Origin of the sequence: Kribbella capetownensis (assembly GCF_004331485.1) — a bacterium.
In the GTDB taxonomy this organism is placed as follows: domain Bacteria; phylum Actinomycetota; class Actinomycetes; order Propionibacteriales; family Kribbellaceae; genus Kribbella; species Kribbella capetownensis.
In genome coordinates this window covers 16,912-34,805 of record NZ_SJKD01000017.1, presented here as the reverse complement: position 1 = coordinate 34,805, position 17,894 = coordinate 16,912, and the positions used below count along the sequence as shown (strand labels likewise).

Here is a 17,894-nt window from a genome sequence, read left to right as displayed (position 1 = left end):
CAAGACCCCGGCCCCCATATCCGTCAACGACGGACACGCCCGACACCCCCCACCCGCACACGCCCCGTGCTGCCCACCATCCTCGCGAGAACAATCCGTGTCAACGTTGATCTCCGTCGCCTAGTCCGGCGACCAGACCGTCTACCGCCTACTGGTCATAGACAGGGCGCCCGGACAGGCGCACGCTGGGGGCAGCGCGGTCAGATCTTGCGCTTAGTGACCCGTCGGGGGTTGCCACAGTTTCCTGCCGTGCCGGGGGCTGTCCGCATGGGCACAATAGGTAGTCAACATCACAGCAGTAAGGCAACAGAGCGATCCAGCGCGGCACCTTCGCCGGCTGCGTCCTGGCGTAGAACCGCTGTGGTGACCGGAAGCTTGTTCATCGCTTCCACAGCGGCGTTCATGACCGCGGCGACGGTGTTGTCAATGACGCTCGACTGGCCTGACATTCTGTGGGAGCCGGCGGACGTGGTGCTGCCTGAGTTCGCGGCCGGTGGGGCGAGCCTGGTGTGGACCTGGTTCGCGGTCGCCTGGACGTACGCCGTACTGGCGGTTCCGATCTTGTTGCTGCCGACGGCGTTGGCTCGTCGTGGGGACGCCGCGCTGCGAGTGGCGACCAATCTGGGAGCTGCCTCAGCACCCAACCTTGATCGAATGACGGCTCGCTACTTCACCGAAGGCAAGTCCACGAGATCCTCCGAACGCAGCTACGACGAGTCGGTCGCCGCACGACTGTGGGAGGTGCGCGCCGACCGGGTCGGGCTCACCGCTCCAGCGGCCACTGCCTAACAAGTCGAGTCGCCGTACTGCGACCCTCCCGCGCCGAGAGATCCCTACGCGAGGAACACCAGCCACGTCCTGGTCCTCCTCGCAGCGCGCACAAGCACCACAACCCAGCCGGCCATTGCCGAGCTCAGGAGTTGAACACCATGACCCACTCAGCACCATCGCAACCTGTCTTCCTTCGTACCTGGTTGCTCTGGACCGCAGGCTTCGTCGCCTTCCCCATCGCTGGAATTGCCGGCGACCTGATCGTCGGTCGCGTCGACGACGCCCTCGCTGCGTTGCTCGGCGGCTTGGCGACGGGGCTCGTTCTCGGCATCGGACAGTCGCTGGTCAGCCGCCGACGGCTGGACCCGCGCTGGTGGATTCCGGCCACCACCATCGGCATGGGGGTGGGGCTACTCCTTGGCGCCGTCACTGTCGGGTACGGCACCTCGTTGGGCGACCTGGCGCTGATGGGCGCTCTCACCGGTGTCGTTCTCGGGCCGACGCAGGCCGTGGCGCTGCCGGCTCGAACCCACCTGCGGTGGGCATGGGCCGCCGCGATGCCCATCCTGTGGGCGCTCGGCTGGACCGTCACCACCCTTGGCGGGATCAGCGTCGAAAACCAGTTCACGATCTTCGGTGCCTACGGAGCGGTGACTTTCTCCGCCCTGTCCGGTCTGCTGCTCCATTACCTGCTGCCGTACCGCGCCGAGGCCGGCCCGACGTCAACGCAGACCCGAATCGAGACCAAGGCATGACCGCCCCGCGGCACGTCATCTTCGGCACCGGCGCAATCGGCCTCGCATTGTTCAACGCGCTCCGCCGCCGCGGCGAGACCGCCCGCCTCGTCAACCGTTCCGGACACGCACGCGTTCCCGACGAGGTCGAGGTCATCGGCGGCGACGCCCGCGACCCAGACTTCACCACTACCGTCGCCAAGGGCGCCCGCGTCGTCTATCAGACACTCAACCCGCCTTACACCGAGTGGACGGCGCAATTTCCTGCGCTGCAGGCCGGTGTACTCACCGCTGCCGAAGCGTCCGGTGCACGGCTGGTCAGCGTGGAGAACGTCTACATGTACGGGCGTCCTGCGGGCCACACGTTCACCGAGAACCACACCTACGACGCCCACACCAAGAAGGGCCAACTCCGCGGACGCATGGCACGCGAACTCCTTGCCGCCCACATCGCCGGCCGCGTGGAGGTCGCGATCGGCCGGGCGTCGGACTACTTCGGACCCCGCGGCGGCGCGCAATCCAATCTCGGCGACCGCGTCTTCCCCGCCGCCCTGGCCGGCAAAACCGCCAGCGTGCTCGGAGATCCGGACCAGCCACACACCTACACCTACATCCCCGACATCGGCGAAGGACTCGCCGTACTCGGCGAACACCCCGATGCCCCCGGACAGGTCTGGCACCTCCCCAACGACCCGGACACTCGCAGCACGCGACAACTGGTCGACCTCATCTACCAGCACGCGGGACAGCCCCACACGAAGCTCCGCGCCATGCCATCGCTGGTCCTCCGCGCTCTTGGTCTGTTCAATCCAGCGGTCCGGGAACTCACCGAAATGCAATACCTGTTCGAGGAACCATTCGTCGTCGACAGCACCAAGATCGCCAACAAGCTCGGTGTCCACGCCACACCGATCGACCAAGCCCTGATCGACACCCTCACGACCTACCGAGGCTGACGAGGACCGTCATGGCGCATCCGATGATTGCCGACAGCTCTATCCGCCAACTCGTCCAGATCAGGAGTCGACTCAGCCCTGGGCGAGGCCAAGCACTCCGAGGGCCACGATCAGCCCGCCAAACACAGCGCCCAGGGTGAGTACAGCTTTGTACTGCGCGGCTACCATCGCCGGGTCTTCATCTTTGTAGAAGCTCAGCTTCCGCACTCCATCAACCATAGGATCGACATAGCGGTCGCGTCGAAGCAGCAGAGACGTCGCGGTCACAACGAGGCCACTCGCCATGAGGACGACCGCCCAAGCGACAGTTGACATCATCACCAGCCCGTCAGGTGAAATGGGGTCTTGAACAAGTATCCCTGGTTGATCGAGAGATTATGACCTTTTCCGGTTGCAATCCCAATCTCGCTCGCGAACGCATGGGGAGCAAGCCCACCGGTCTCGGCCCAGGTGTACCCACTAGCCAGTCCGACCCCTAGCGGAGTCGGGACATATCCGTTCGCGTTCAACGCCGGCCCTTGCAAGAAGCTGTCGCACTCCGCCGGGGTCGGCGCTTGGCCTTGGTTGAGGTAACCGCCACGCACAGACAGTGATCCTCCGGAGAGCCCACCTCCGACGGTCGGCCCGGCGTAGATCTGTCCGTGGCGGCTGATGTGACGTTGATTCCTACCCCTAGGCCTACTTCTCCCCAGATCGGAGCGACGCCGCCAAAGTCAACAGCGATGTAGTCGGGCGCCCTGAGTGATCCGACCGCGTTGCAAACAGGTCGTGGTCGTCACGGCCCCGGACGGCAACGTCACGGTGCTGACCCGGTTGAGCACGTCGAAGGTCTGCTTGGTCTGCCGCCCCGCGCCGTCGGTGCTGGTCAACTGGTTGCCGTTGGCATCATAGGTGTACGACCAAGTGAACGCGGCCGGATCCGCACCGGTCTCGTAGCCGCGCGGCGTCGTCATCGACGCCGTACGGTTCATCGAATCATAGGTGTACGTCGTCTTCGCGCCGGTCGCATCCGTGGACTCAGCGAGGTTCCCGCGCGAGTCGTACTTGGTCGTTGCCGTCACGCCGGCCGCATCGGACGTCTCGACGGTCCGGCCGGCCGCGTCATACTTGGAACCGGCTTTCGACAACACCGACCCGGCGGAGTTCTCGACCGTGGTGCTCGACAGCTTCCCAACCTCGTCATAGACGTTGGTCGTCACGCTGTCGTCAGGCGCTGTCGTGGTCAAAACGTTGCCTGCGGCATCGTAAGTGAAGTGGGTCGTGTAGTCCTCCGGAGTGCCGCCCTCCCCACGCGGATCGCGACTCGACACCACCCGGCCCACGGCGTCGTACTCGAACCGCTCGACGAAGCCCATCGGACTCGTCTTCGACACCAAGTCGCCTGCGGTGTCGTAGTCCATCGTGGTGACGTGCCCGCCCGGGGTTTTCTGCGTAGCCAAAGGAGCATCGCAGGTCCGGCCGCGCCCGCTTGGACCGAGGAGAGGCTGGGTTCGGCGTGGCTCGCCGGCTTGTGCGATGTCGTCTGCAGGGCTGACGCCGTGGGATCAAACGTGGTGCGAAATAGCGTCATAGAGGGTCGACTGGCGAGGCCAGAAGCCATTCGAACCCGAACTTCTGACGGCTGGAGAGGCTGTTAGCTACGGCATCATTGCCCCTTTAATCCGCAGGGCACTTGCCCGGCTGAGCTGCAGGGCTTCGCGTTCGGCATGCTGCTGATGAACGCCGCCGCCGGATCGAGGCAATCTGCGCGTAGGGCGCCGACAGGCTGGAGTGCCTCGTGCACGTGGTCGACTAAGGCGAGGTCTGCGCGAAAAGATCCAGGACTGGATCGGCTGCTCATGCGCCGCGCTGAAGGCGGAGTTCGCTGCGCGCGTCGCTGAAGCCGCAGGAGACAGCCAATGAATTGCACTGGGTAATACCATTCACGCGGAAACATGACTGTCTGTCGAACGGCCCCGGGAGACGGCTCGAACGTTCGACCCTGAGACCCTGTTGTGGATGTCCCCGGTCGTGCCCTGAGATCGCGTCCCGGGCCTGTCGACGCGGCTGTCGTGATGCCAGTCTCAGACGATGATCTCCCAACGCTCGACTCTGTCGACGAAGGCATGGACAAGCGCAACGACGGGCCGCCTGACGCGCCGTACGGTGCTGGTCGCGGCGGGGACCGCGGGACTCCAGTTGGCTACCGCGGGGCTGGTCGCGGCGGGTGGCCACAGTCCCGGTGCCGATCCGTCGGCGAAGACCGTGCTGAGGGCCACGCCGACTGGCGCCGTCAATCGCCAAGGGCGGCTGCAGCTGACATTGCCGGCCCCGACCGGCCCGCGGCGGATCGGAACGACGTCGCTGCACCTGATCGACAGGTCACGTCGCGATCCCTGGACCTCGCCCCGGGCTCAGCGCGAGTTGATGATCAGCCTGTGGTACCCGACCCGGAACACCCGCGGTCTTCGGCGCGCTCCCTGGCTCCCGCCGGCAGCGACGGAACTGTACCGGCAACAGGCCGGCCAAGACCTTCAAACGCCGTTGGACACCGTCGACTTCCCGGTCACCCATGGCTACCAGGACGCTCCCGTCCAGCCGCGACTGAACGGCCATCCGGTGGTGCTGTTCTCGCCGGGCTACGCCGCGATCCGCGAACTCGGCACAGCTCTGGTCGAGGATCTGGCCAGCCGAGGCTACGTGGTCGTGTCCATCGACCACACCCACGAGGCCCAGGTCGTGGAGTTCCCCAGCGGCCGGCTGGAGCTGAACCGGCAGCCGACCGAGCCAACCGATCACGACTACGCCGCCGCGTTGCGAGTCCGCCAAGACGACGCACGGTTCGTACTGAACCAACTCGCCATCTTGAACGCGGGGGGAAACCCAGACGCCGAGCACCGCCGGCTCCCCCACGGCCTGCCAGGCTCTCTCGATCTGTCGAACACCGGGATGTTCGGCCATTCGCTCGGCGGCGACACCGCCGCAGAGACGATGGCGCTCGACCACCGCATTCTGGCCGGCGTCGACCTGGACGGCAGCATCAGCGGCGCGGTCGCCATCACCGGCCTTGACCGTCCCTTCCTGTTGTTGGGCAACGCCCACCACGGACGCGACAAGGACCCGTCTTGGGCAAAGTTCTGGTCGCATCTGCGCGGCTGGCGCCGCCACCTACTTCTGAGCGGCTCCGAGCACCAGACCTTCACCGACCTGGCCCCCTTGGCACAACAGCTCGAACAGGCACTCCCGATCCCACCCCAGGTGGTCGCCGGCTTGACCTCCCGGATCGGCACGATCGACGCCGACCGAGCCGTCACTGTTGAACGCGCCTACCTGAGCGCCTTCTTCGACCTTCACCTGCGCCACCACGACCACCACCTGTTGTCCAGGCCATCCCCCCGCTACCCCGAGATCGAGTTCATGCCCTGAACACGCGACACGGTCAAAGACCGCTGCGTGCAGGCATTCGTCTACGGATGCGCGTGCTACCCATGCGCCGGCGCGCACGCGTTCAGCCTCCCAACTCCCTGTCAGCAAATCCGTTCGCAACGGTCGACCACCGACGTCCATCCCGTCTACTGCGAGGTTGCTGATCCGACCTCCGCTGGCATCCTGACATGGCTGGAAGCTAGATGGCGGCCGGAAGCAGATCGATGGCTGAGGCGACCGCTCACATCGACCACGAGATCCCCTTCGGACCGTCGATCCGGTTCGTCGAGACCAGCGAGGACTGCCGACCGATGGCCTAGCGATGCAGCTGCTTGGCGCGGCTGTGGAGTCCGCTCCCCGCCTTGCTTGGGATGACCTGTTCGCGAACGACCTGGCGACTCGGGCCTGTATGACAATGGCCTGTCGGCAGCTGCGGGCAGCCGCGACCCGGCTGTGTCATTGCTTCTACAGCGAGGCCCACCAGCTGTTGCGTGGTACCTATGAGAGCGCCGGACTGGTGAGGAAGTTTGCGCGAGATCCGGCCCGCGGCCGCGGTTAGTGGTCGGGGAGCGGTCCTTATCAGGGCTTCCTATCATGCGACCGTGCTTGGCAGTCTTGGATAGCCGCGACGAACCCTGGCGGCCAGCGCCTGCATATAGATCGGGCGCCCATAACCAGGGGACTGCGAGAGCACGAGGTTGTTTTGGTCCTTCGAGAAGTCTGACTCTGGCTCTCGTCGAGCACCTCGACAGGCACTTGTGCCCTTGATCCGTTTCCGCAGCGGGCACGTCCGGGATCAGTCCGGACCCCGTTCGGGAGGAATCATGAACCGCAGGTACTCAGCTCTCGCAATGTGCTTCTTTGCGATGGGCGCCGTCGTTCTCACCGCAGCCGATGCGCCGGCCATGCTGAAGGATCCGGTCCGCGGATCCGCGGCTCCCCCGCAACCGCGTATGACTGGCCGGACGAAGGATCCGGCTACCCGGAGCCTGGGTCCGGATACACAACAACTCCGGACTGCCACTGGGCATACCACCCGGTCTGCCATGACGAAGCCCCCGTCATGGCGCCCCCATCGAGGCGACGCTCGGCCAGAGCCCGCCAGTTGAGCCCCCGATAGTGGTTTAGCGCGGTCGCCGAGTTCGTCGTGGACGAGGGCGCGGCCATCGCGTGATCCTTCGAGTCAACCTTCCACAGAATCCTCGAGGACCATCACGATGACCGCACCACACATTGTCGACCCTGCCGGCCTGCTTGGCGAAGCCCTGGCTGAGGCATCCCCGGACCTGATGCGTTCGTTGCTGCAGACGATCATCAACGCGCTGCTGTCGGCCGATGCCGACGCCGTCGTGGGTGCGGAGTGGGGACGCCCGTCTCCGAGCCGAACCAGTCAGCGCAACGGCTATCGGCACCGCGATCTCGACACCCGCGTCGGAACGGTCGATGTCGCGGTCCCGAAGCTGAGGAAGGGCACCTACTTCCCGGAGTGGTTGCTGGAGCGCCGCAAGCGCGCCGAGTCAGCGCTGATCACCGTCGTGGCCGACTGCTACCTCGCTGGCGTGTCGACGCGGCGGATGGACAAGCTGGTCAAGACCCTCGGCATCGACTCGCTGTCGAAGTCCCAGGTCTCCCGGATGGCGGCCGACCTGGACGCGATCGTGGAGGACTTCCGGCACCGGCCGCTCGACGCGGCTGGTCCGGTCACGTTCGTGGCCGCGGACGCGTTGACGATGAAGGTCCGCGAAGGTGGCCGCGTGGTCAACGCCGTGGTCCTGCTCGCGACCGGAGTCAACGGCGACGGCCACCGCGAGGTCCTCGGCCTGCGCGTTGCCACCAGCGAAACCGGGTCAGCCTGGAACGAGTTCTTCGCCGATCTGGTTGCTCGCGGCCTGGCCGGAGTCCGGCTGATCACCAGCGACGCCCACGCCGGCCTGCGCGAGGCAATTGCCGCCAATCTTCCCGGCGCCAGCTGGCAGCGCTGCCGCACCCACTACGCAGCGAACCTGATGTCGATCTGCCCCAAGAGCATGTGGCCAGCCGTGAAAGCGATGCTGCACTCGGTCTACGACCAGCCCGACGCCGACGCCGTGGCAGCGCAGTTCGACCGGCTCCTCGACTACGTCGGCGAGAAGCTCCCCGCAGTCGCCGACCACCTCGCCGCCGCCCGCGAAGACGTCCTCGCCTTCACCGCGTTCCCCAAAGACGTGTGGACCCAGATCTGGTCCAACAACCCCGCCGAACGCCTCAACAAGGAGATCCGGCGCCGCACCGACGCGGTCGGCATCTTCCCCAACCGCGACGCCATCGTCCGCCTCGTCGGCGCCGTCCTGGCCGAACAAACCGACGAATGGGCCGAAGGACGCCGCTACCTCGGACTCGACGTCCTCGCCCGCTCCCGCCTAACCACAATCAACAACACCCAACCCGAGATCGAAACCGACGACCTACCAGCACTCACCGCCTAAACCCCAACCCAAGATCACGCAGCACTACACCACTTCCAGGGACTTGACCGCCGCCTGGTCCGCGGACGCGGCCGACCCAGGTTCCTTGCTCGAAGATCCACGCGTCGAGCCAGCCCGCTTGCTGCGAGGCCTTCTCGACGGCGACCGGTGGATCAACGCGGCGGGCGTGGCCGGTTGGCCGTGGCCCGTACACGTCGTACTGCAACTCCAGATCCGCGGCCAGCTTCTGGGCGGCCTCCTCGGTCAGCCCGGATCCGCGGTTGCCGTTGGCCGCGTTGTCCCAGACCGTCCAGTCCTGGTCCCCGGCACCGCTGCGCACGTTGAACCGTCCCACCATGCCTCCAAAATGGCATTATTCGAACCTATGTTCTAGTCAGCAGGCGACCGTACATAGGGTCATCTGTGATGTCTCAGGACATCGGTGACAGCTCTGTGTCAGGACATGGGTGACACTCGATCTCTCAAGACATCGGTGACACTCATGGCCAACCAAGGCATCTGCTCGGCCCGACCCGGACGCGCTCGCTCAGCGGCATGTCAGTGCGTTAGAGATCGGGGCGTTCGGGGTCCGTAATATCGACGCTGCCGCTCTCCTGCACTGTGAACTGCACGCTGCCGCGCCATCTGGGCAACTTGCGCTGAAGCCCTCGGAGAAGGCCGACGGACTCCTCGTCTGAGATGCCGGACGTGATCCGCCAGTCAAGGCCGGAACCGACGACATCGCTCGCAAACGCGATCTCGACTGATAGCAGGACTCGTCTCCAGTCCTCTGCTGTCATCGTCTGGCCTGCTTCGATCCGCTTCCAAAGCGCCCAGGCCTCGCTCGACAGGCTGTCGGCGCTTGTGAAGCCCATGGCGACGGCGAGTTCATCCGTGGGCTGCGCGGGGCCGCCCCAGTCCAGCAAGGCGGCCCGTAGAAAGCGTCGTTCCATGTCATCGAGCAGGACTGGCAAACGGGCAGCATCACTCACGGCGCCGATACTGCCAGGGATCGCCGCACGGTCGAGCTCGTCGGCACGACTGCGCGGATCGCGGCAGATGAGTGCGTTTCCCGAGTCAGCGTTTAGTAGCGCCACAGCAGCGGCAGGGTAGGCCCGGGCGTAGATCGGGGTGATCCCTATGTTGATTGCGGCTACACAAGCGCATGCTGTGGCCGTGAACAAGGTTCCGCTGCCGATCCCGACCCCTGCGTTCGGGGAGCGGGTCGTGGGCGCGGCGGCGATCGCATTGGTAGCGTCGTTGGTCATCCAGAATGCGGTGCTGGTCTGGGCCGGAGCGCCCGGCTACGGCGACCCGATCGAGAAGGTGCTCGCCTTCCACGCGGAGAACCGGGCCGCGGTCGCGATCGCGGTCGGCTCAGAGGCGCTGAACCTGCCGCTGCTGCTCGTGTTCGTGACCGGTCTCCACGGGCTGGTCGGGCGTCGCGGGGGTGCGGGCGCCGACTGGTCGCGCCTCGCGGTGGCCGCGGGCGCGACTCTCGCGGCGGTCCTCGCGCTCTACGCCGTTCTGTGGAACGGAGTCGTATTGTCCGCCGGCGGTCTCGCCGAGCCGAGCCCGCTGTTCGAGCTGGTCTGGCAGCTGCATGCAGGAGCATTCGCTCTGGCAATGTCGGCGCTCGGCACCACCTTCATCGGCGCGGCGCTGGCGGCGCATGCGAGTCGGCTGGCGGCGCCGTGGCAGCGTGTGCTCGGCGTGGCCGGGGGAGGCCTGCTGATCGCCGCCGGGGTGGCCAACCTCGCGATCGCTGACGGGTCGCCGATCGTGTTCGTGGGGCTGCTCGGCTACGCCGCCTGGCTCGTGTGGCTGCTGGTGACCGGGGTACGGCTGGTTCTGACGCCCAGGAAGGTCGGCGCTGCCTAGGAACCGTTCCCGCCACGCGGCAGCCCCGATACAAAGATTGCGTCCATCTGGGCGAGCCGAAGTGACACGACCGCTCATCGGCAGATCCGGAAGGACATGCCTTGCACGCCGGGCCGAAGGAGTGTCACCACCAAGCGCCCCGGAAAGCGTCACCGATGTCCTGATACAGATTCGTCACCGATGTCCTGAGACATGACAGTACACAGGGTTATCACTCCATTGCGGTCAGACGCTGCTCCTCGGTGTCGAACCGCTTTCTGACGGCGGCGGCGTTGCGAGCCGCCTGGTGGAAGGCGCGTTCGAGGCGCCGGGTTTGCTTGCGCGCTTCGCGCAGCGTCTGACGGGTCTGTTCAAGTTGGTCGTTGAGCCGGACAAGGTCGGCTTCCAGGTCGGCGATTCGATGCTGGTGCGCGTCGAGCACATGACCGGCCTGCTCGTGCTCGGCCGCGGCCAGTGTGTAGTCCGCCTGCGCCTCGTCGCGGCGTTTCCGCTGGCCGGCTCGGCGCTGCTTCAGCGTGTGGTCCACCGGCGAGTGGCCAGCCTTTGCAGGAAGGCGCCGCGTGGTCGTCGAAGTCGGGCTTTTGCGCGGCGGGGCGACGCGGCGTACGACGCGCGGCCCGATCGGGGCGAACCCCACCGGGTCGCCGTTCTCGTCGACCACGCCGAACCCGACGCGCCGAAGGGCGCTCGTCAGCTGTCCGGAGCGGAGCAGTTGCGCGGCCGCGGGGTCGACCAGAGCGGCGTCGAGGGTTTCGGTGAGTCGTTCCGTGGTTGCGGGCGTGACGCGGCGGCCGCCGGCGGCCCGGTCGCACGCGACCCGGACCAGGCTGCGGACCAGGTCGTGGCGTTGCCGGGTGAGTTCGCGCCGTCGGGTGCTGTCAGACGACAGATAGGTCTCGCGCAACTGTTCGCCGAGTTGGGTCAAGGCATGGATGCCGTCGGGATCGGCGCGGACGAGTTGATTGGCAAGCCAGGCGACACCGTCGGCTTGCGCAAGGCCGCTACGGCAGACGCGGTCTGCTGGTGCATCGCGGGCCCGCCTTGGCCAGCTGGTTCCGGGCGGCGATGAACTGCTCGGGTATCAACCCGTACAGCTCGACCATCGCGGCGTCGGTCTCCATTTGTCCACCATGCGTTGAGCGCGCCGTGATCGGCAACGCGCGTCGCGTGGACCAGCCGGCTATGCCTTCGGGTCCAGCGGCCGCAGATTGGCGGCGGCGAACCACCCTCGACAGATTCGGGTCGGCGCAGGTCAGGCACGTACACGACCGCGCCTGCCACTCCCCCGACGAGGTACGGCGCCACTCGAGGATCAACCCAGGCCACGGACCCCGCTCACGAGCCGTCCGCATCACCCAGCAATGCCGGCGCCGGCCATCCGGCGGCGGCTCCCGCGGATACCGGCGATTCGTCCCCATTCCTTCAGACCAGAACACCAGTTCGAGTAATCGCCGACGGCCCTAGCTCTCACCCGTGGCGCGCGATGCGGTGCTCGCCTCGCCCTTGGCGCTGATGGGCGCATGGCATGCGCACGTTGCCGTCCACGGACCGCGAACGGTGAGATGGCAGCTACCGCCAGCCACGGTCCTGGGTTAGCGTTCAACCGCTCCCGGCAAGGTGTCCAAGGGAGCACTCCGCCCCCTTGGAAGGACTGCCTGTGCGCAAGAGGACCTTTGCCCTGACTTCCGCTGTCGCCCTGCTCCTCGGCTCCACCATCAATGCCGTGCCCGCCAACGCGACCGACAACAAATTCTGGGCCTGCGTCTGGGAGTCCTGCACGGGGTCACAGACAACCGGCACCATCACCTGGCTCAACCGAACCGCAACGCTGTCGGGCTCCGTCTTCAAAGAAGAGGGCGTCGACTATTCGGTGACGGCGATCTTCGACGCCTTCGCCGGTACCACGAAGGTCGACACCCAGACCCGGACCTTGCGAACCGCTGACGACAACATGTCGATCGGTTTCACGATCGGCGACCCGGACCTGGTCGGAGGAATCGACCGCATCCGCGTACAGATATGCGAGAACGACCTGACGCCGCCGTTCTGCGGAGTGCAGCAGAACTTCTGGAGGTAGAACGGCCACCGCACACTCCGACTTAGCTCCGCGTTCGCCGCGGCAGGTGGGTCGCAGGCGTCGCCGTTGCGCGTCTGCGGCCAGCCGGCCGCGCCTGGTCACCCTTGGCGTCGCCACGCGCGAACCGGCCACGGCGAAGGCATGATTGACGCCATCGAGAAGCCATCTGGGGTGACAGGCCAGGAGCCGGACCGGGAAGAGACCGACCACGTCGCGGCCGGGGAAGCGGCCAAGTTCGCGCACCTGGCGCTGGCCCTGTACGAGTCGGAAAATCTTGAGGGACCGCTCAGGGAGTGGTCGAGTTCGCGCTGCAAGCCCTGCACTGTTCCCACGTCGGCGTCGCCCTGACCACCCGAGACGATGAGGTCCAGCTGAACCGGGCCCCGGTCAGATCGGGCGACAACTTGCCCACGGCCACAGTGTCGCCCGTGCACTGTCACAAGGGAAAGCAGAGGCGCGCCGCGGAGGCGGTCAGCCGTCGTCGGTAGCGCGTACGGAGCACCGGTCCACCTCGCCGTGCGGAGACGGCTGCGCAGATTGCGAGCCGATCCAGCAGCGCATCGTCATCCAGCACCGCCTGCGGGCCGGTGGCGGGTGGCGCCGTCGTGACCGCTTTGAGCAGCGCAAGCAGGCCAGCGACGACCACTTGATCGCCGCTGATCGCCTGCGCAGCCATCCGCGTGTAGCCGCAGCGTCTCGCCTGTGTCATGCCCCCTCCTCGTACTCTCATCGCGCCGGCGGCCGGGCACGTTACGAAGGCGGAGGGCGCAACTGCTCTGCGCGGGCGGCAAGGCGCCGGATTTGATGGGTACAACGGCCGAGTTGGTGGGCACGCCGTCGGTGACGTTGAGGGAACCGGTTATGGAGCTGTCACAGGTGCGCCAACCCGGAACCGCTCCTGACAAACGAGCGAGTCACTAGCCTCGACATCCTCGGCGCGCACATCCCCCTCCGCTGGCAGGCCATTCACCGGCTGAACGGAGTGGCGTCCAGTAGACGTGGTGTACGGCGGTTCCTCAGCGGGGAACTGAGACCGCCCCGAGACACACCCAATATCTATGGTGGCGGGATTAGACATTCGGCGTCGGGTTGTGTAGTGTCCTTCGTGTTGACAGAGGAGAACAGCGAAGCTGACGTGGACAGCTACCGATCTGTCCCAAGTTGTGGAAGTGGTACGACGGCGGACTCCGCCGGGCCGATCAGTGAACGGGCGCGGGTTTCACGCCAGGATCCGGGTCGCCAGGGGCCAGTGGTTGAGAAGGGCTCCAGGCAGACCGGATGCAGTAGCGGTTCGCAGTTGAAGTTGAAGTCAGCAACTTCGTAGTGGCAGTAGGCAGTTCGCAGTTCCGTACTTGTAGTTGCAGTTGCAGCACGTACGTGTTGTTCGAGAGAGAAGGGTGAGGATTCACACCGTCGGATCGCCCGCCAGTGCCAGTACTTCGCCGGGCGGGTGCCGTAGTTCCATCAGAGAGAAGGTGGTCTTCGGTTACGCATTCAGCGATCCCAGCAGCGTCCGCCTCCAAGCGGTCTGCTGCGGACATGCAAGGCCGGCCCAACAGCCGGTAGATGGTGACAATCCCAAAACCCCTATGGGCCCCGGTGCTACGGCACCGGGGCCCATCGGCATGGAGGCCCGATGAGCCCAGACCTGCATACGGAGACACCGATGAGTTCAACCCCGCCAACCGGCACAGCGAACTTCGACGACGAGGACTACCCCGCCTTCACCATGGGACGGGCCGCCGAGATGCTCGGCACCACCCCCGGCTTCTTACGCAGCCTGGACGAGGCCAAGCTGATCACCCCGCAACGCTCGGAGGGCGGCCACCGCCGCTACTCCCGGTACCAACTGCGCCTGGCCGCCCGCGCCCGCGAACTCGTCGACCAGGGCACCGCGCTCGAGGCCGCCTGCCGGATCATCATCTTGGAAGACCAACTCGCCGAAGCCCTCCGCATCAACGAACAACTCCGCAAACAAGACTGACACCCGAAGAGAACCCCGACAGCAGCCAGTCGTGATCCGGTTTGACAGAGTTCAGTAAAGGTAACCGTCCCACTTCACCTCATAGCGCGATCCACCCGGCAGAGCACGCGGTCCGGGAATCTGATCGATCGGGCGCGCGAGAGCGATGTCGACGGGTCCGACAAGGTCGGCCGAGATGCGAACCGAACCTCGGTGGGTTCAGTGCGTCGCCTGCCCGGAGTCATCACCGCTCCTGTTTCGTGATCGGCGGAAGGGCGGCCACACGATGACTTTCACCTGTCGGATCTTGAGCCGGGGGTCGCGGTGCGGGCAGAACCGGTGATGCTCCGGAACGTTGGCCCCGTCGCATTTCCCGCACCGCCAGACCCTGGCCATTGCACCAGAACGCGCCCATAACTCAGCTCATGTCGCCGTACGGCGAGCGATTCGGTGCCGGCAGGCTGACGCCCTCGGGCTGCGCCTTGGACGGGATCGCGCCCTCGACCCGGCCCAGGGTGACTCATCACGTCCACTGCCGCGTTGCCCCGGGTGAGGGGCACGCAACTACTACACCCTCAGCGTCGGTCCATTCCTGGCCGCTGCTCGGCTCGTGGTCGGCTCGGACAATGTCTGCCTCCACCGAAGGGTGTTGCTCCCCAGTCCCGGCGCCCAGCCGGAACCGGAAATCCACGCGCCTTGACCCCGCCCAATTGTTAAGATCGATGGTAACAAACCATCAGATTACGAGAAAAGGAGCAGTTGATGATGCTGACACGGAGACTCGGGGCGGTCGCCGCGGCCGTGGTTACGTGCGTGGCGTTCTTCGTCGTCGCGCCACCGCAGGCTTCGGCTGTCACATACGACTATTCGATGAAGACCGATGACGGCGATCCCGGCGGCATCGTCAAGTTCGCGGTTGACGGGGACTATGTCGAGATCTGTGACATCGAGGCAGACGGCTGGGCGGTCCAAGTGATCGTCACGCAGGATGCGTACGGCAGCCGTCCGGCACTCTCCTACCAGATGCATGTCGGCGGCAACGGAAATTGCGCCGTCACCAGCGCGGCCACGGCAGGCCACAACCTCTACGAAGACATCTCGGCCGAGTTCTGCGTCTCCCTCGGCAAGAACGGCCGATACGGCTACTACGTCGATTGCGAACCCTGGTACAACGGGCACTTCTGAGCCAGACCACAGGCCTCGGCCTGCGCCACACCAGGTAGTCCCCGAGCTGCACTAGTTGTCCTCCTCGCCGCCGTCACAGCCGGCGGCGAGGAGGACAACGACCGCCGCAGCCGGGGTCAGTACGATGGATCCGGCTGATGACGCCACCGACAGGTCTGGAGATCTACGCCGTGTCCACCGCCGTCAATGACGTGCGCCGCAACAACGGCCCGCACCTGCTCGCCCTCCTCCCGGCGTCTTGACCACAGACGACCGCCGGGCCTATGACCTGCATCAGGACGAGTGGGTCTCGGCGAAGGAGGCGGCCGAGATTCTCGGTGTGGGTGAGAGCACCGTTCACCGGATGGCGCACCGGGGCCTGATCCAGCGTGGGTCTGGGTATCGGAGGTATCACCGTCCAGCGCTCGAGGCCTTGCGTGATCGCGGCGAAGCGATCTCGATCGGTGAGGCAGCCAGGATCCTCGGTCGACCGTCGGCCGCAGTCCGCGATCTGATCGCGGCAGATGAACTGCCCCCATCGTCCAACGCGACGTTTCCGCTGTTCCGGCGTGACGTTGAGAGCTACGCCGAGTCGCATCCCCCGCCCGACGAACGGGCCGGGCAGCTGAACGCCAAGTCCGCGGCGAGGGTCCTGGATTGCAGCGTCTCCACCGTTTTACGGTTAGCCAGGTCCGACCGAGTCCCGTGCGACCGTGACACACGTGGCCGGTACTAGTGCCTCGTCAAGCAACGTTGGGTAGGTAATCGGGTCGGCGGATCTTGGAGTCGATGGCGAAGTATCGTTTGGGTCGGGCGCGTTTGTTGCGCCAGCGGACATAGCTGGCGATCGCGTCCTCCTGTGCGTTGTGGCTGGGGTAGTCGCTGCCGTCGAGGGTGAAGTACCGCAGCGCGGTGAACTCGCACTCGATCCAGTTCAGCCAGGACGCGTTGCTCGGGGTGAACACCAACTCGATCCCGTTGAGATCGCACCAGTGACGACCTCGCTCTTCTTGTGCGGACTGAAGTTGTCGCACACGACGTAGAGCTTGCCCGCTGGGAACCGGGCTCGGAGCTGCTTGAGGAAGCCGAGGAACTCGGTCCAGCGCTTGCGGCCGCGGAACCGGTAGAACATCTGCCCGGTGGCCAGATCCAGCGCGGCGAACATGTGCCGGATGCCGCCGGTGCGGTTGAACGTGGCCCGCAACCGCGCCGGGCGTCCGGTGGGAAACCAGCCTCTGGCCGGGCGGGGCTGCAAGTTCAGCGGGCCGAACTCGTCGACGCAGATCACCCTCCCGTCGCCCGGCGGGTGATCGTACAGATCCAGGACCCGAGCCATCTTCGCGGCGAAATCCGGGTCCTTGCTGGCTTTCCACGTCTTGGTCGCCTGCCACCTGATGCCAGCCTGGTGCAGGATCTGGCGGACGGACTCGGTACTGATCGCGATGTGCTTGTACTCCGCGAGGTACTCGACCAGCTTCGACAGGCTCCACGTGGTGAACGGGCGGCCAAGCTGCTGCGGTGGGGTCTTGGCGACCCGGCAGACCGTTTCACGCACCGGGGGACCGAACCTCGCCGGCCGGCCCCCGCTCCATTTTGGGTCCAACGCCGCGAACCCCTGTTCGTTGAACGCGTGGATCACCTCCCGCGCGTACTGCGGCTTCATCGCGAACATGCCCGCCGCGTCCGCGGCACTGCGACCCTGCGCCGACGCCAGCACAAATCCCCGCCCTGCGTAACCGCACCCGATCCTTCGTGGTCCGCGCGATCCGGACCAGACGCTGCGCTTCCTCGGGTTCCAACGACCACACGAACACCTCAGGCTGCCGAGCCATCACCACCTCCGACAGCCAGCCTTCAGACCACCACCAGACCGGTTAACCCGACACGGTTACGACCCCAACGTTTCTGGGAGAGGCACTAGCCGCCTCCAGGCTCGAACAGCTGTGGCAGGCGCTGGCACGCCTTCCGCATCACCCCTAAACCATTCGCACGGTGGAACCGGTTGCAGCCACAGTGAACGTGTCGTTCAGACGCACTGGGTCCAACCCATCAATCGAGTTCCCGGCGTAGACCCGGGACTCGATCGATGAGGGGATCCACAACCACCGCCTCTACGCCGGCCGGACGCGCGGCCGACGTCGTTTTCGAGGACACGAGCTGGCGTACGACCTCCCAGTCGGCCCGGGTCCAAAGGTCACTCCACCTCTCCAAGCTATCCGCCACCACGGACAAGGAAGGAGCGACCTCGAGCTGCGTCCACTGCAGGCAACACGAGTCGCCACGACTTCGGCCCCACGTTTGGCCCCACGGTCGCCGGTCCTTCATGGGCTACTCTGCGCCCAATCAGCCCCTGACCTGCACGTTTGGTGGGTGCCCCCGGCAGGATTCGAACCTGCGGCACATGGTTTAGGAAGCCGTTGGACCGCCCGAACTCCGCTTAGCTGAGCCATCCTTGGGCAACTCTGCTGCGCTCAGAGACTACTCTGGTTGCCTCTACCA

18 protein-coding genes are annotated in these 17,894 nt (G+C 65.9%); 10 read left to right on the top strand and 8 right to left on the bottom strand.

Annotated elements, in window-relative coordinates; all coding sequences use genetic code 11:
* Positions 1-363 precede the first annotated feature (363 nt).
* The 3 genes from E0H75_RS41500 (at position 364) to E0H75_RS41495 (ending at position 2,461) form a co-directional block, all read left to right on the top strand.
* Positions 364-789 (top strand): hypothetical protein, encoded by a 426-nt coding sequence (locus E0H75_RS41500; protein WP_131519234.1) that lies wholly within the window; start codon positions 364-366, stop codon positions 787-789.
* A gap of 140 nt (positions 790-929) precedes the next feature.
* Positions 930-1,526 (top strand): hypothetical protein, encoded by a 597-nt coding sequence (locus E0H75_RS43420; protein WP_165554448.1) that lies wholly within the window; start codon positions 930-932, stop codon positions 1,524-1,526.
* Positions 1,523-2,461, top strand: a complete 939-nt coding sequence (locus tag E0H75_RS41495) for an NAD-dependent epimerase/dehydratase family protein (protein ID WP_165554446.1) — start codon at positions 1,523-1,525, stop codon at positions 2,459-2,461. Before E0H75_RS43420 ends, E0H75_RS41495 begins: the two co-directional genes overlap by 4 nt.
* A 72-nt stretch (positions 2,462-2,533) precedes the next feature.
* Here E0H75_RS41495 and E0H75_RS44800 read toward each other — a convergent pair whose 3' ends face one another.
* Positions 2,534-2,668 carry a hypothetical protein gene (locus E0H75_RS44800; protein ID WP_272948986.1) on the bottom strand — a complete coding sequence of 45 codons (135 nt, stop codon included), beginning with the start codon at positions 2,666-2,668 and terminating at the stop codon, positions 2,534-2,536.
* A 506-nt stretch (positions 2,669-3,174) separates the two neighbouring features.
* The gene (locus E0H75_RS41490) at positions 3,175-3,900 is read right to left on the bottom strand and encodes an RHS repeat protein (RefSeq protein WP_131519232.1); all 726 of its coding nucleotides are present in this window, start codon (positions 3,898-3,900) and stop codon (positions 3,175-3,177) included.
* A gap of 631 nt (positions 3,901-4,531) precedes the next feature.
* Here E0H75_RS41490 and E0H75_RS41485 point away from each other — a divergent pair.
* Together E0H75_RS41485 and E0H75_RS41480 are read left to right on the top strand one after the other, a co-directional pair.
* The gene (locus tag E0H75_RS41485) at positions 4,532-5,866 is read left to right on the top strand and encodes an alpha/beta hydrolase family protein (protein WP_131519231.1); all 1,335 of its coding nucleotides are present in this window, start codon (positions 4,532-4,534) and stop codon (positions 5,864-5,866) included.
* A 1,217-nt stretch (positions 5,867-7,083) separates the two neighbouring features.
* Positions 7,084-8,331, top strand: a complete 1,248-nt coding sequence (locus tag E0H75_RS41480) for an IS256 family transposase (RefSeq protein WP_131519230.1) — start codon at positions 7,084-7,086, stop codon at positions 8,329-8,331.
* Here the strand turns inward: E0H75_RS41480 and E0H75_RS41475 are convergent.
* Positions 8,321-8,668 carry a hypothetical protein gene (locus tag E0H75_RS41475; protein WP_131519229.1) on the bottom strand — a complete coding sequence of 116 codons (348 nt, stop codon included), beginning with the start codon at positions 8,666-8,668 and terminating at the stop codon, positions 8,321-8,323. The genes E0H75_RS41480 and E0H75_RS41475 overlap by 11 nt on opposite strands.
* Before the next feature lie 208 nt (positions 8,669-8,876).
* Positions 8,877-9,302 carry a hypothetical protein gene (locus E0H75_RS41470; protein ID WP_202873443.1) on the bottom strand — a complete coding sequence of 142 codons (426 nt, stop codon included), beginning with the start codon at positions 9,300-9,302 and terminating at the stop codon, positions 8,877-8,879.
* A 184-nt stretch (positions 9,303-9,486) separates the two neighbouring features.
* On the opposite strand from E0H75_RS41470, the gene E0H75_RS41465 reads away from it, so the two are divergent.
* Complete coding sequence (locus E0H75_RS41465; protein WP_202873442.1) at positions 9,487-10,191, top strand: DUF4386 family protein; 705 nt, start codon at positions 9,487-9,489, stop codon at positions 10,189-10,191.
* 211 nt (positions 10,192-10,402) lie between these two features.
* Here E0H75_RS41465 and E0H75_RS41460 read toward each other — a convergent pair whose 3' ends face one another.
* Complete coding sequence (locus E0H75_RS41460; RefSeq protein WP_131519227.1) at positions 10,403-11,116, bottom strand: hypothetical protein; 714 nt, start codon at positions 11,114-11,116, stop codon at positions 10,403-10,405.
* A gap of 732 nt (positions 11,117-11,848) precedes the next feature.
* On the opposite strand from E0H75_RS41460, the gene E0H75_RS41455 reads away from it, so the two are divergent.
* On the top strand, positions 11,849-12,268 hold the full coding sequence (locus E0H75_RS41455) for a hypothetical protein (RefSeq protein WP_131519226.1): 420 nt from the start codon (positions 11,849-11,851) through the stop codon (positions 12,266-12,268).
* A gap of 436 nt (positions 12,269-12,704) precedes the next feature.
* On the opposite strand, the gene E0H75_RS41445 is transcribed toward E0H75_RS41455, so the two are convergent.
* Complete coding sequence (locus E0H75_RS41445; protein ID WP_131519224.1) at positions 12,705-12,977, bottom strand: hypothetical protein; 273 nt, start codon at positions 12,975-12,977, stop codon at positions 12,705-12,707.
* 957 nt (positions 12,978-13,934) lie between these two features.
* Between E0H75_RS41445 and E0H75_RS41440 the strand changes: the two genes are divergently transcribed.
* From E0H75_RS41440 to E0H75_RS45190, 3 genes are all read left to right on the top strand, one after another.
* A complete protein-coding gene (locus E0H75_RS41440) occupies positions 13,935-14,252 on the top strand; it encodes a MerR family transcriptional regulator (RefSeq protein ID WP_131519223.1) in 318 nt (105 codons plus the stop codon).
* A 741-nt stretch (positions 14,253-14,993) separates the two neighbouring features.
* Complete coding sequence (locus E0H75_RS41435) at positions 14,994-15,416, top strand: hypothetical protein (protein ID WP_131519222.1); 423 nt, start codon at positions 14,994-14,996, stop codon at positions 15,414-15,416.
* A gap of 238 nt (positions 15,417-15,654) precedes the next feature.
* The gene (locus tag E0H75_RS45190) at positions 15,655-16,131 is read left to right on the top strand and encodes a helix-turn-helix domain-containing protein (protein ID WP_131519221.1); all 477 of its coding nucleotides are present in this window, start codon (positions 15,655-15,657) and stop codon (positions 16,129-16,131) included.
* 7 nt (positions 16,132-16,138) lie between these two features.
* On the opposite strand, the gene E0H75_RS44480 is transcribed toward E0H75_RS45190, so the two are convergent.
* Complete coding sequence (locus tag E0H75_RS44480) at positions 16,139-16,360, bottom strand: hypothetical protein (RefSeq protein WP_238163582.1); 222 nt, start codon at positions 16,358-16,360, stop codon at positions 16,139-16,141.
* The gene (locus E0H75_RS41425) at positions 16,330-17,112 is read right to left on the bottom strand and encodes an IS630 family transposase (RefSeq protein ID WP_238163581.1); all 783 of its coding nucleotides are present in this window, start codon (positions 17,110-17,112) and stop codon (positions 16,330-16,332) included. Before E0H75_RS41425 ends, E0H75_RS44480 begins: the two co-directional genes overlap by 31 nt.
* Positions 17,113-17,894: the final 782 nt, after the last annotated feature.